General features: G+C 75.9%; 12 protein-coding genes. 8 read left to right on the top strand and 4 right to left on the bottom strand.

Annotation, left to right across the window (positions count from 1 at the left end; genetic code table 11):
• The first annotated feature begins 143 nt into the window (after positions 1-143).
• Positions 144-1,697, top strand: a complete 1,554-nt coding sequence (locus tag BU198_RS06830; RefSeq protein ID WP_188295949.1) for an alpha/beta hydrolase — start codon at positions 144-146, stop codon at positions 1,695-1,697.
• A gap of 60 nt (positions 1,698-1,757) precedes the next feature.
• Here the strand turns inward: BU198_RS06830 and BU198_RS06825 are convergent, their stop codons facing one another.
• Positions 1,758-3,047, bottom strand: a complete 1,290-nt coding sequence (locus BU198_RS06825) for a hypothetical protein (RefSeq protein WP_188295948.1) — start codon at positions 3,045-3,047, stop codon at positions 1,758-1,760.
• Positions 3,048-3,380: 333 nt separating this feature from the next.
• Between BU198_RS06825 and BU198_RS06820 the strand changes: the two genes are divergently transcribed.
• The 4 genes from BU198_RS06820 to BU198_RS41870 all read left to right on the top strand — a co-directional run bounded on the left by BU198_RS06820 (position 3,381) and on the right by BU198_RS41870 (position 7,387).
• On the top strand, positions 3,381-4,253 hold the full coding sequence (locus BU198_RS06820; protein WP_188295947.1) for a TIGR04222 domain-containing membrane protein: 873 nt from the start codon (positions 3,381-3,383) through the stop codon (positions 4,251-4,253).
• Positions 4,254-4,349: 96 nt separating this feature from the next.
• Complete coding sequence (gene wecB, locus BU198_RS06815) at positions 4,350-5,540, top strand: non-hydrolyzing UDP-N-acetylglucosamine 2-epimerase (protein WP_188295946.1); 1,191 nt, start codon at positions 4,350-4,352, stop codon at positions 5,538-5,540.
• Entirely contained in the window at positions 5,537-6,595 is a 1,059-nt protein-coding gene (locus BU198_RS06810) for a hypothetical protein (RefSeq protein WP_188295945.1), read from the top strand. The genes wecB and BU198_RS06810 overlap by 4 nt, the downstream gene beginning before the upstream one ends.
• A gap of 27 nt (positions 6,596-6,622) precedes the next feature.
• Positions 6,623-7,387, top strand: a complete 765-nt coding sequence (locus tag BU198_RS41870; protein ID WP_317620000.1) for a class I SAM-dependent methyltransferase — start codon at positions 6,623-6,625, stop codon at positions 7,385-7,387.
• A gap of 88 nt (positions 7,388-7,475) precedes the next feature.
• On the opposite strand, the gene BU198_RS06800 is transcribed toward BU198_RS41870, so the two are convergent.
• A complete protein-coding gene (locus tag BU198_RS06800; protein ID WP_188295944.1) occupies positions 7,476-7,793 on the bottom strand; it encodes a DUF6191 domain-containing protein in 318 nt (105 codons plus the stop codon).
• Positions 7,794-7,905: 112 nt separating this feature from the next.
• Here BU198_RS06800 and BU198_RS06795 point away from each other — a divergent pair, with 112 nt between their 5' ends.
• Entirely contained in the window at positions 7,906-8,271 is a 366-nt protein-coding gene (locus BU198_RS06795) for a hypothetical protein (protein WP_188295943.1), read from the top strand.
• A 30-nt stretch (positions 8,272-8,301) separates the two neighbouring features.
• Here the strand turns inward: BU198_RS06795 and BU198_RS06790 are convergent, their stop codons facing one another.
• The gene (locus BU198_RS06790) at positions 8,302-8,556 is read right to left on the bottom strand and encodes an alpha/beta fold hydrolase (RefSeq protein ID WP_188295942.1); all 255 of its coding nucleotides are present in this window, start codon (positions 8,554-8,556) and stop codon (positions 8,302-8,304) included.
• A gap of 452 nt (positions 8,557-9,008) precedes the next feature.
• Here BU198_RS06790 and BU198_RS06785 point away from each other — a divergent pair, with 452 nt between their 5' ends.
• Both BU198_RS06785 and BU198_RS06780 read left to right on the top strand, forming a co-directional pair.
• Positions 9,009-9,572, top strand: a complete 564-nt coding sequence (locus BU198_RS06785) for an SMI1/KNR4 family protein (RefSeq protein WP_188295941.1) — start codon at positions 9,009-9,011, stop codon at positions 9,570-9,572.
• A gap of 118 nt (positions 9,573-9,690) precedes the next feature.
• Positions 9,691-10,062: a hypothetical protein gene (locus BU198_RS06780; RefSeq protein ID WP_188295940.1), complete on the top strand. Its 372-nt coding sequence runs from the start codon at positions 9,691-9,693 to the stop codon at positions 10,060-10,062.
• A gap of 683 nt (positions 10,063-10,745) precedes the next feature.
• On the opposite strand, the gene BU198_RS06775 is transcribed toward BU198_RS06780, so the two are convergent.
• On the bottom strand, positions 10,746-12,029 hold a 1,284-nt coding region (locus BU198_RS06775), incomplete at its 5' end, for an ANL family adenylate-forming protein (protein ID WP_188295939.1).

Here is a 12,029-nt window from a genome sequence, read left to right as displayed (position 1 = left end):
TACACCGACGACCCGCCCTGATGCAGCTGACGTACCGCCAGTTCGTGCCACAGGGCGACGAAGGGCCCCCGGCCGCGCTGAAAGGCTCGACCCGCCCGGGGTCGACCCCCCCGACGCCCGACCCACTGCCGTCTGGAGATCGCATGACCGCCGCCCGCACCGCCCTACGACGGGCCTCGGCCCTCACCCTCGCCCTCACCGCCTGCCTCGCCACCGCACCCACCGCCGCCGCCTCCGCACCCGCCTCCGCCTCCGGCGGGCTCGACCGCTACCACCACCAGCGCCTCGACTGGCACGGCTGCGCCCAGGGCCCCGACGACGCGGACGGCCGCGCCCTGGACGCCGCGGGCGCGCGCTGCGCGGACGCGCGCGTGCCGCTCGACTACACCGACCCCGCAGGCCGGAGCATCACCGTCGCGATATCCCGTCTGAAGGCCACCGACACCCGCCACCGGATCGGCTCCCTGCTGATCAACCCCGGAGGGCCGGGCAACAGCGGCCTCGCCACGGGCCTGCTGGTCCGCCCCGCGATGGGGGAGACCGGCGCCCGCTACGACCTGATCGGCCTGGACCCGCGCTTCACGGGCCGCAGCACCCCGCTGGACTGCGGCCTCTCCCACGGCCCCGGCCTCCCCTCGGCCGGCCCCACCCGCGCCGGCTTCGAACGCCAGAGGGCCGAGGCCAAGGCCACCGCGGACGCCTGCCGCGCCACCAACGCGGCACTCCTGCCGCACGTCACCACCCGCAACACCGCCCGCGACATCGACGTCGTGCGCGCCGCGCTCGGCGAACGCCGGATCTCCTACCTCGGCTACTCCTACGGCACCTACCTGGGCACGGTCTACACCCAGCTGTTCCCCGGCCGCCAGGACCGCGTGGTCCTCGACAGCGCCCTGGACCCCCGCCGCTACAACCCGCGCCTGATGCGCGGCACCGAGGACGCCAACGAGCGCGCCCTGGATGGCTGGGCCGACTGGACGGCCGCCCGCCACGACACCTACGCCCTGGGCCGCACCCGCGCCCAGGTCCTCGCCACCGTCGGGGACGTCCTCGCCGCCTCCGCCCGCACCCCGCTCACCCTCGGCACCGGCCCCGACACCTTCCGCCTCGACGACAGCCAGGTCCCCGCCCTGATCTTCACCGCACTCGGCAGCGACACCGACGGGGCGCACGCCGCCCTGGCCGAGCAGGTGTCCCTGCTCGCCCGGGCCGCCGAAGGCCACCCCACCGCGCTGCCGCCCGCCGTCGCCGCCGTCCTGCGCACCGGCTTCACCCCGGCCGGCTCGCCCGGCGCCAGCGCGCAGACCGCGATCCTGTGCGGCGACGCCCCCGCCCCGCGCGACCCCGAGCAGTACTGGCGCGACATCGAAGCCGACCGCGCCGCCCACCCCCTGTTCGGCCCGATGACCGAGAACATCACCCCCTGCGCCTTCTGGGACCGCCCCCGCGAGGAACCCACCGAGGTCCGCCGCGACGCCCCGGCCCTGATCGTCGCCGCCACCGGCGACCCCCGCACCCCCTACACCGGCGCCGCCGCCCTGCACACCCTGCTGCCGAGCTCCCGGCTGCTCACCCTGGCCGGCGCGGCCCAGCACGCCGACTACGCCGTGTACGGCAACGCGTGCGTCGACACCGCCGTCAACGCCTACCTGGCCACCGGCCGGCTGCCGGCCCGCGACCTCACCTGCGCCAAGTAGCCCGCGCGCCCCGGGCCGCCGCCCTGTCGGCGGCGGCCCGGGGCGGACGGGTGCGAGCGGTCAGGGCCGCCAGACGGCGGCCACGTGGTGCGGGTAGAGGTCGCCCGCACCCCGGAGCAGCCACAGGCCGACGACCAGGCCGCTGTTGTTCACCAGGCGGGCGCTGTTGGTGGCACCGGTCGGGTCGAGGTTCTCGGCGGCGCCGCCGCCGCGGGCCCAGATCCGGCCCGACTGGTACTGCCGGGAGGGTATGCCGTCCCAGGCGTAGCCGACCGCGGTGCCGGAGTCGTTGATGTCCGTGGCGATCGTCCGCCCGCCCGGCGGGGCCGGGTCGAGCGCGGTCAGGACGCCCTGCGGGCTCCACCGCGCGGCGTGGTTGCGCGGGACCTGCGGGTCCGGCTGGTAGTCGCCCACGGCCTCACCCGAGCTGTTGAGCGCATCGGGGTAGGTGTACGGGCCCAGGTCGTGCAGGACGCCGCCGGCCGAGCGCAGCAGACCGTGCCGCAGGGTCCCCAGGCCCGGTTCCGGCAGGTCGGCCCAGCCGACCACCGCGCCGGCGTCGTTGATCCTGCGTGCCCAGCTGCGGACGGCGCCCGGGTCGGTGACGAACGCGGTCGCGGTGCCGTCGGGGCTCCAGACGACGGCGTGCGGCTCCCCGGCGCCGCCCGTGCCGGAGACGCCGACCGCGAAGCCGGCGCTGTTGACGTCGAAGGCCTCGCTCCGGGTGTCGCCGGGCAGCGGGGCCAGGGCGACGGCGGTGCCGTCCGGGCGCCAGGCGACGGCGTGGTCCTCGCCGCCGTGGGAGGAGACGCCGGCCACGATCCCGCTCGCGCTGATCGCGACGGGCCTGCTGTAGGTGTCGCCGGGCAGCGGCGCCAGGGCGGTGGGCGTGCCGCCGGCGGACCAGCGCACGGCCGTCGCCTCCGCCCAGCTCCGGGGGAGGGACCAGGAGGTGCCGATGACCGTCCCGGCGTCGTTCACCCCCAGGGCCTGCGCGTTGTCCTCGCCGGGCAGCGGGGGCAGGACGGCGGGCGAGCGGTCCGCGTTCCAGCGGATCGCGCTCGACGTGCTGCCCTGCCCGGACGCCCAGGCGTAGCCGACGACGACGCCGGCGTTGTTGAGCCCGGTCGGATCGCTGTACGGCTTGTCGGGCAGACCGGTCGACAGCGCGGTCATGGGCAGCGTGGCGCCGGCCGCGGGCACGGCGGGCACAGCGGGCAGGACGGGGGCGGATGGTGTGGCGGCGGCGGGGGCTGCCAGCAGCGCCCCGGCGGTGAGTGCGGCCGCGACGGCGGCGACGGCCGTTCGGCGGCGGACGGTACGGACAGTGCGGACGGTGCGGACGGTCATGACACGGGCTTCCTCGTCTGATCGGCGACATGGCGGCCCGCCGCGGCGCCGGCCGTACCGGTGGAGCAGCCGAACGCGCCGGGCGGGACCGGTGGTGCGGTGGTACAGGCGGGCCGTGTGCTGCCGCCGCCGGTGCGCGAACGCCCCCGGCGGCGGGCTGTCATGGCCGCGACTCTAGCTTCCGGCTCTGCCGCGCGCGGGTGAACCGGACACTCCGGCCGTCCGCGGCACGAGCGAACTCCCGTTGCCCGTAACGGATTTGTTGCTTGCCCCGGCGGCCCGGCATCCCCACACTGGGCTGACGCGTCACAGGTCGCGGGGGGAGGGGGCGTCATGGGGGTACTGCTGGTCCTCCTGCTGGGGACGGCCGCGGGCCTGGCCTGGGCCCGGCACCGCTGCCACGCACTGCTGGCGGACCTGTACCGGGCCGAACGGCTCGCGGAGAAACGGGACTTCGACCTCGACCTCACCGAACTCGCCTGCCTGGCCGGGACCCTGGCTGACCTGACGTTCGCGCGGATGCACGAGCGCGGCCTGCTGGTCGCCTCCCGCTCGGGCGACGTCACCGCCACCACCGGCCGGTCCACCGGGGACGGCTTCGAGACGGCGGTCCTCGAACTGCTCGGACTCCTGTCCACCCGCACCCGCGACCTCGGGGACCTGGCCGCGGAGTTCGACCGCTCCCCGGAGGCGAGGGGACTGCGCGGCCGGCTGGCGGCCCTGGGACTCGTCGACGACGAGAAACTACTGCGCCGGGTACGGGAGTTCGCGGTGTGGATGCCGCTGGTGGCCGCCGCGGTGGCCGTGACGGGCGTGGTCGCGATGGTGTGGGCACTCCTGTGGGGCGGGCCCTGGGGCATCGCGCCGCCGGCCTTCACCGCCCTGACCGCGGCCGCCCTGGTGATCAACCGCAAGGCGCGGCCCGCCGAGCGCCGCAGCACCGCCCCCGGCGCCCGGGTGCTGGCCGCCGCCCGCGCGGACGACCGCCCCGGGTACGGGATCGAGGCCGTGGCCACCGGCGGGCTGAGCGCCCTGCCGGCCCTCCACGACCTGCGGATCTGCCGGGAGGCCTCCCACGCCCGCAAGACCGCCCGCACCGCCGCCGCCCGCTCCCACACCGGCTCGGGCAGCGACGGCGTCGGCCTGGGCGGCGCCTGCGGCGGATCGGGCTGCGGCGGCTGCGGGGGCTGCGGCGGCGGACTCTAGGACGCCGGGCCCGGTACGGCCGCCCCACCGAACGGAACTGACGAAACATCAGCTTCCAGGTTCGCGCCGCCGCACCCCGGGGAAGAGAACACCACCGTGACCTCCGACCCGCCCCACCCACGCCCCCCGAACGGGCCCGTCGTACTGCTCGCCGGGACCAGACCCGAGGCACTCAAACTGATCCCCCTGCTGCGGGCACTGCCACGACTCGGCCTGGAGACGGCCCTCCTCGACAGCGGCCAGCACCCCGGCATGGTGACCGCCGCACTCGCACCCTTCGGCCTCGCCCCCACCGAAGTCCTCACCCCCTCCCGCGGCTCCGGCTCACTGGCCGCCACCGTACGAGGCCTGCGCGAAGCCGCACACGAGGCGATCCGCCGCCTGGCACCCCGACTGCTGGTCGTCCACGGCGACACCTCCACCACCTACGCCGGGGCACTCGCCGCACACGCCGCCGCCGTGCCGCTCACCCACGTCGAGGCGGGACTGCGCACCGCCCACCCGCTACGCCCCTTCCCGGAGGAACTGTTCCGCCGCCGCGTCGCCGCCCTGGCCGACCTGCACTTCGCCCCCACCGCCGAGGCCACCGCCAACCTCCGCAGGGAAGGCATCACCGGCATGAGCGTCGAGACCGTCGGCAACACCATCATCGACGTCCTGCGCGAGACACTCGCCCGCCCCGCCCCCCACGCCCTGCGCGAACTCCTGCCACCCCGCGCCCCCCTGGTCGTGATGACCATCCACCGCCGCGAGAACGCCGGACGACGCCTCGACCCGCTCTGCCACGCCGTCCTCGAACTCCTGCGCTCCCGCACGGACCTGCACGTCCTGTGCCCCCAGCACCCCAACCCCGCCGTCCGGGCGCGCCTGCAACGCCGGTTCGCCGGCCACCCGCGCATCACCCTCACCGACCCACTGCCCTACCCGGTGTTCGTCCACGCGCTGGCCCGCGCCGCCCTGGTGGTCACCGACTCGGGCGGCATCCAGGAGGAGGCACCGTACCTGGGCGTCCCCGTCCTCGTGGCCCGCGAGAACACCGAACGCCCCGAAGCCCTCGGCACCGGCACCACCCGCCTGGTCCCGGCCCACCCGCAGGCGGTCCTCGACGCCGCACACGAACTCCTCGCCGCACCGAGACCCCGCCCCCAGGCATTCGACCGCACCGCCCCCTTCGGGGACGGCCGGGCCGGAGAACGGATCGCCCGGCGGCTCGCCCACGTCATCCGCAGCCGGCCCAGGACCCCCGGCCCCCGACAACCCGATCCCGCCCGGGAGACCACCCCATGACCGACGCCGCCGGCGCCCTGCGCGAATGGCTCCTCGACGGACCCGCCCAGCAACGCCACGGCCGCGAACACGGAGCGGTCGCCGGCACACTCGCACCCGACGGCCGCGCCGCCTACGTCTACGGCGAGATCACCGGCTACTACCTGCACTGGCTCGCCTCCCCCCACCTGCCGCCCGACCCGCGCCGCCGACCCGCGGCCCACGCCGCCGCCGCATGGGTCGAACGCCGCTACACCACCGGCCCGCTGCCACCGACCCGCATCCACCTCCACGACGACGCCGCCCGGGACTGGCGCAACGACGCCCAGTTCTTCTTCGACCTCGCCATGCTCGTCGGCGGCCTCACCGCGGCCACCCGCGCCGCACTCCTGGACCCACCCGAACGAACCCTGCACGCCCTGCTGACCGCCCTCGCCGGCTTCGTCGACCACGACGGAACACTGCGCCCGCTGCGCACCGAGCCCGGAGCAACCCCGCCCCCACCCCGCTGGTCCACCCGCAGCGGACCCTTCCTCACCAAGGCCGCCGCCCGCATCCTCGACGCCGCGGCCCTCGTCCCGCTGCCACCACCCCTCGCCCTGGCCTGCGCCCGCCACCTGACCCGCCACCGCCCCGACCCCGCCCGGGCCTTCGACCACCCGCTGCACCCCACCCTGTACTTCCTGGAAGGCCACCTCGCCTCACCCGGCGCCGACCGGGCCGCGGCCACCGCCGTCCTGACACGGCTCCTCGCCCAAGCCGACCCGGCCGGCACCCTGCCCGAATCACTCGACACGGCCACCGTCCGCCGCAGCGACGTCATGGCCCAGGCCCTGCGCCTCGGCCTGCTCCTGCACCGCCACGAACCCGGCCTCGACCGGACGGCCGCCGCACTCGCCGCCAGGGTCCGCGCCGACGGCGCCATCCCCTTCGACCCGGCCGCCCGGCCACGTCAACTCAACGTCTGGAGCGCCATGTTCGCCGAACAGGCACTCTCCTGGCACCAGGCGCACACCCGGCACCGGGCCCACGACGCCGGACCGCCGCCGCACACCACACCGGGCGACCTCGTCTGACCCCTCCCAGCAGGAAGCGACACCGCCGTGAACGCCCAGCCGCACCCCTGGTCCTACGACCTGATCGCCGACATCTACGCCGAGGACATGGGCCGCAGCATGCCCCACGACGACATCGGCTGGTACCGGGACCTGTGCCGACGCCGCGGCGGCCCCACCCTCGAACTCGGCTGCGGCACCGGGCGCATCCTGCTCCCGCTCCTCCGGGACGGCGCGGACGCCGTCGGCATCGACCTGTCCATGCCGATGCTGCGCCGCCTGCGCCGCGACGCGGCCGCGCTGGGCCTGACGGCCCGGGTCGCCCGGATGAGCCTCCAACGCCTCGCCCTGCGCGGGCCCTTCAGCACCGTCCTGGCGCCGTACTCGCTCGTCACCTACCTCACGACGCCGGGTGAACTGCGCGGCTTCCTGGACAGCGCCCGCGGCCTGCTCGCGCCCGACGGCGTCCTCGTCCTCGACGGCTTCGTCCCCCGGCCCGTCCGGCACCACGAGGAGTTCCGTCCGGACTACCGGCGCCCGTACGCCCACGGGCTCCTCGCCCGGGACAAGAGGATCACGGTGCTCGACGACGGGTGCCACCGGATCGAGCGCCGCTACCGCCTGCACGACGACCGCGGGCGCCTGCGCGAGGAGTTCACCACGCGCGACCGGATCCGCCCGCGCCGCGAGCCCGAGCTCCTCGCCCACGCCGAAGCAGCCGGCCTCACCGCCTTGTCGGCCGGCTACGACTACGGCGCGACCACGGACCCCGCCGGGGCGCAGTTCTACACGCTCACCCTCCACCGCGGCTGACCGGGCGCCGGAGCCGGTCCCGCCGGCGGCCCGGCACGTCCCCCGGCCCGGCGCGGTGCGGCGCCGAAACGCCGGGCGGTTCCGTCGGTCAGGAGGCCTTGGGCAGCCGGATCACCGCGGAGCCGCGCACCAGGTCCACCCCGGTGCGGTTCGGCGGGGCGCCGTCCTCCTCGTCGTCGCGCAGCATCAGCGCCGACTGCCGCTCCTTGAGCTCGTGCTGCTTGCCCGCGGAGAAGCTGGCGTGCAGCTGCTCGAAGCCGGTCGCGGAGACCTGCCCCTGCCGGGCGCCGGTGCGCCAGGGCAGCAGTCCGGCGCGGCCGGCCCGCAGCAGCACCTGGTCGACCACCGCCAGCGCGGTGAGCAGCAGTACCAGGCCGGGCAGCGTCAGGAAGATGAGGAACCCCATGCGGCCCAGTATCGCCGCCCGCCGGGCAGTCGCACAGGGGTTCTGGGGTCTTTCCTCCGGGCCGGGGGGGGTGGTGTGGACCGCCGGGGCGGGGGAGTGATCCACTGCCCGGATGAGTCTGCTGGTCGATGTGTTCGTCACCGACGAGAGCGGCGGGTGCCGCCTCCTGGACGTCCCCGAGGGCTCGTCGGACCTCGCGGGATTCGAGCGCTGGCGCTCCGCGCTCTGGGGGTCGCCGGCGGTCCGCTCGCTGGGCGCACGCTTCCTGCCCCGGCTGGCCGAGGGCGACCTGGACGTCGCCCCGGCCGAGGTGGCCGAGTTCACCGAGGAGGTCCTGCTGCTGCTGGGCAGCGCCGAGTCCCTCGCCGCCCGCATGGACCCGCCCGGGCGGGCCGGGCAGATCACCGCCCGGCTGGACAACATCCTCGACGCCGCCCGCCGGGCCGCGCGCGTCGGCGGCGGCGTGCGGATCTGGTGACCGCCGCGCCCCGCCCCCGGCCGGGGGTGTTCAGGGCGCCGGGGGGAGGCCGTCGAGGAAGGCGCCGACGTGGCGGGCGAGGGCGCCGGGCGCGTCGGTGGGGATCCAGTGCCCGCAGTCAGGGACCTCCACCAGGCGGGTGTTCGCCCGCTCGGAGGCCATCCGCCGTGCGGTGGCGGGGCTGAGGAGGAAGCTGCGGGCGGCGCGCAGGAGCAGCGCCGGCTGGGCGGAGGCGTTCCACACCTCCGTGAAGTCCCCGGTCAGGTTCTCCTGGGAGGCCGCCATGTCGCCGGTGTCGAAGAGGAACCCCCAGCCGTCCTCGAACTCGGCCGCGCTGTCCAGGAAGTAGCCGGCCGGGACGCCGCGTTCCTCCAGCGCCTCCCGCAGCGCGACGGCACGCGGCGGGGCGTTGCGCCGGACTCAGCAGGTCGTTGCGGCTCCGCTGGTGTCCTCATTTCCGCCGTCATCGCCACTGCTCATTCCGGCAGAGACCGAGGAGACCCCAAGCATTGTCCGCTCAGCTTGCGGCCGAAACCGCCCAGCCGTCCTCACGCAGGGCGCAGGCCCCGACGTCCGACCGGCCTGCGGGCGGCCGTCGGGCGCTGGTTCACACCCGAGCGGCCGCCGCGGGGGAGCAGCCGACCGGGCGCCCGTGCCCGGTGCCGGGGCCGGGTTGTCGGCCCCGGGTGCCAGGATGCCGTCCGGGACCATGCGGACACGACAGGAGGGGGAGAGGCATGTCGCCGACGGCGCTGGACGGGCTGCGGGAGCGGCTCGGCGAGCCGCAGTGGTGGGGGCAGGCGCGGCCGGAGCTGTGGTCGGCGTCGCAGGCCTGCCTGGGGCTGGTCCTTCCCACCGACTACAAGGCGTTCCTGGACCTCTTCGGGCCCGGCGCCGTGGACGGGTACCTGTGGCTGGACAGGCCGGTGGACGGCACCCGCGAGGAGGCGGAGGAGCTCTGGCCCCTGGAGGAGAAGCGACGGGACGACCTCGAAGTCCACCCGTGGCCGTTCCACCCCGAGGAGGGCGGCCTGATCAACTGGGGGCACGACGAACAGGCCAACTGGTACTACTTCCTGACACTGGAACCCGACCCCGACGACTGGCGCATCATCGTCCGCAGCGAGATCGGGGAGTGGTTCGAGACCGCCGGCACCTTCACCGAGTTCCTGCTGCGGTGCTTCGAGCGGGTGGACCGGCCGCCGTTCCTCGACTACACGTGGCCGGGGAAGAACGCCCGTTACCACGTCTCCGAGCCGTCGGCCGACGGACCGGGTGCCTGCCGTACCGACGGTTGGTGAGGGCGGGGCCCCGGGGACGCCAGGGGATGATCCCGGCCGGGCACCTACTGGCCAGGGGGGCCGATGACGGCCCATCATCACTTGCGGCAGGCATCACATGTCACGAGAGAGGACCGAGATGTCCCCGAGGATCGGCAAGCCCCGTCTCACGGCCGGGATCGTCGCCGCCGTCACGACCGCGGCGGCACTGGTCGCCGCCGCGCCCGGTGCCCAGGCGGCGGGAAACTGCACCCACTACGGGCAGGCCGGGTACGGGCAGGTGTTCACCGACGACAACTACTCGGGCGACTGCTGGGAGTTCCGGATCGGGACCTGGACGGTCTTCCCCGTCCTGGTCAACCACAAGGTCTCCTCGCTCCGAAGCTGGGCCTCCTCCGCCGGACAGCAGGTGCACCTGTCCGGCGACGGCCTGACCTTCACCGCCGGCGCGGGCGAATCGTGGGCGAACCTGCCCGACTGGTTCAACGACCGGGCCAACGCCGCCTACTGACGCACCGAGGGTCCCCTCCGCCCCCGGCGGCGCGCGGGGGAGATCAGCCGGCGCCGGACCGGGCCGGGGTGCCACAGTGCCCCGGTCAGGCCCGGTGGCCCGCCGGCCCGGATCCGGCCCCCTGCGGGACGCGCGCCGGTGCCAGGAACTTCTCGTGCCCGTCACGGCAACCACCGGCAGAGCACCCCCCCGGGCGCCACGGCCGCGCCCCCCGGCCGAGCGGCGGAGTGGGAAGTCGGACGGGCCGACTTCCCGCTCCGGGCCGGGACCGGCACCGGTGCCGACACCCCGGGACCAGCCCCGCCCAGGCCCCCCCCCCCCCCCCCCCCCCCCCCCCCCCCCCCCCGCCCGCCCCCCCCCCCCCCCCCCCCCCCCCCCCCCCCCCCCCGCCCCCACCCCCCCCTTCCCTCCACGACGCTCTTCCGATCTGCCCGGCGGCGGGCAGCCAGCCGTGGGCGGCGTGGCCCTCGGGGAGGGCGCTCAGGCCGGAGCGGCCGGCGGTGAGCGCCTCGAACACCTCGGCGGGCTTGCGGCCGAGCGGGGAGACCAGGCCGATGCCGGTGACGACGGCTCCGGGGCGGGCGTTCATGCGGGTACCTCGCTTCGCTCGGCGGTCGCCTGGTGCGACGCGGACCTCTGGGCGGTCGCCTGGTGCGACGCGCGCCTCCCGGCGGTTCGCCCGCTCACGCGCCCACCGCCGCCAGGTGGACCTGCCGCAGCAGGACCTTGCGGACCTTGCCGGTCGGGCCGAGCGGGATGTCGTCGGGGGAGACCACCAGCACCTTGCGGACGGTCGCGGCGGCGGCCTCGTCCAGGGCGGCGACGACCGCCGCGGTGCGGTCCGCGGCCTGGTCGGCGTCCGCGGCGAGGAGCAGCAGCACGTCGGTGACCACGTGCTCGCCGTCGCGCACCGCGACCACCGTGCAGTCCAGCACGTCGGGGCAGGCGGCCAGCACCCGCTCCTCCGACATGGCGGTGAACAGCCGCTTGCCGCCGCCGAGTTCGACCGAGTCGACGGCCCGGTCCACGTGGTAGTAGTAGCCCTCCTCGTCCCGGTACATCAGGTCCCCGGTGAGGAAGCGGCCGCGCAGCCGGGTGCGGAAGGTGGTGGCCGAGTCGTTCCAGTAGCCGAGCGCCAGGGTGGGCGAGGTGGTGGCGAGTTCGCCGACCTCGCCGGGGCCGAGCGGCTCGCCGTCGGGGCCGACCACCTCGCAGTCGACGAAGGCGTGCGGGCGGCCCACGCAGCGCCCGTAGCGCTCGGTGCCGGGGCCGTGGGTGATGAAGAAGTGCGAGTGCCCCATCTCGGTGGAGCCGAGGCCGTCCACGAACTGGGAGCCGGGGACGCGGGCGCGGCCGGCCCGGGTGACGGTCTCCCGGCTGCCGGTGGCGATCAGCCGGCGGATGTGCACCTCGTGGGCGCAGTCGCCGGTGTTCCACCAGAGCGCGACGGAGGCCAGGTCCCTGGTGGTGAGGTCGTGGCGGGCGAGGTCGGCCCAGGTGGCGGCGAAGCCGATCACCCCGGTGGGCTGCCACCGCTCGATCGCCGCCAGCACGCCGTCGCCGGACTGCCGGGAGAGCAGGGCGAGTTCGGTGTGCGAGCTGAGCGCGAGGTTGAGCGCGATCAGGGTGGCGGCGTGCGGGGCGGGCAGCGCGCTGAGCATCCGCTCCTGGCCCTGCGGGCGGGGCAGTCGCAGCCGGTGGCGGATCGCCGCGTACAGGCTCGCGTGGGAGTGGACGACCGCCTTGGGCATTCCGGTGGTGCCGGAGGAGTGGGTGATCGCCACCGGGTCGCCGGACCAGTGCCGGTACGGCTCGGGTGCCGCGTCCGGGTCGCCGGCGCCGAGGGTGGCGATCTCGGGCAGCAGCGGGGCGCCGGGGTCGTGACCGGCCAGCGCGTCCAGGTGGGCCTGGTCGGCGAGGACGCCGGCCGCGCCGAGGCGGGCGATGTAGCGGGCGGCGCGCTCGCC

Source organism: Streptomyces sp. CBMA156 (assembly GCF_014596515.1).
Taxonomy (GTDB): domain Bacteria; phylum Actinomycetota; class Actinomycetes; order Streptomycetales; family Streptomycetaceae; genus Kitasatospora.
Note: the sequence above shows the minus strand (reverse complement) of the source record. Positions and strands in the feature narration are given on the sequence as shown.

Excerpts from the sequence above, each read along its gene's own strand:
- BU198_RS06830 (WP_188295949.1), top strand. The coding sequence starts at position 144 with ATGACCGCCGCCCGCACCGCCCTACGACGGGCCTCGGCCCTCACCCTC.
- BU198_RS06825 (WP_188295948.1), bottom strand. The coding sequence starts at position 3,047 with ATGACCGTCCGCACCGTCCGCACTGTCCGTACCGTCCGCCGCCGAACG.
- BU198_RS06820 (WP_188295947.1), top strand. The coding sequence starts at position 3,381 with ATGGGGGTACTGCTGGTCCTCCTGCTGGGGACGGCCGCGGGCCTGGCC.
- BU198_RS06810 (WP_188295945.1), top strand. The coding sequence starts at position 5,537 with ATGACCGACGCCGCCGGCGCCCTGCGCGAATGGCTCCTCGACGGACCC.
- BU198_RS06800 (WP_188295944.1), bottom strand. The coding sequence starts at position 7,793 with ATGGGGTTCCTCATCTTCCTGACGCTGCCCGGCCTGGTACTGCTGCTC.
- BU198_RS06795 (WP_188295943.1), top strand. The coding sequence starts at position 7,906 with ATGAGTCTGCTGGTCGATGTGTTCGTCACCGACGAGAGCGGCGGGTGC.
- BU198_RS06790 (WP_188295942.1), bottom strand. The coding sequence starts at position 8,556 with ATGGCGGCCTCCCAGGAGAACCTGACCGGGGACTTCACGGAGGTGTGG.
- BU198_RS06785 (WP_188295941.1), top strand. The coding sequence starts at position 9,009 with ATGTCGCCGACGGCGCTGGACGGGCTGCGGGAGCGGCTCGGCGAGCCG.
- BU198_RS06780 (WP_188295940.1), top strand. The coding sequence starts at position 9,691 with ATGTCCCCGAGGATCGGCAAGCCCCGTCTCACGGCCGGGATCGTCGCC.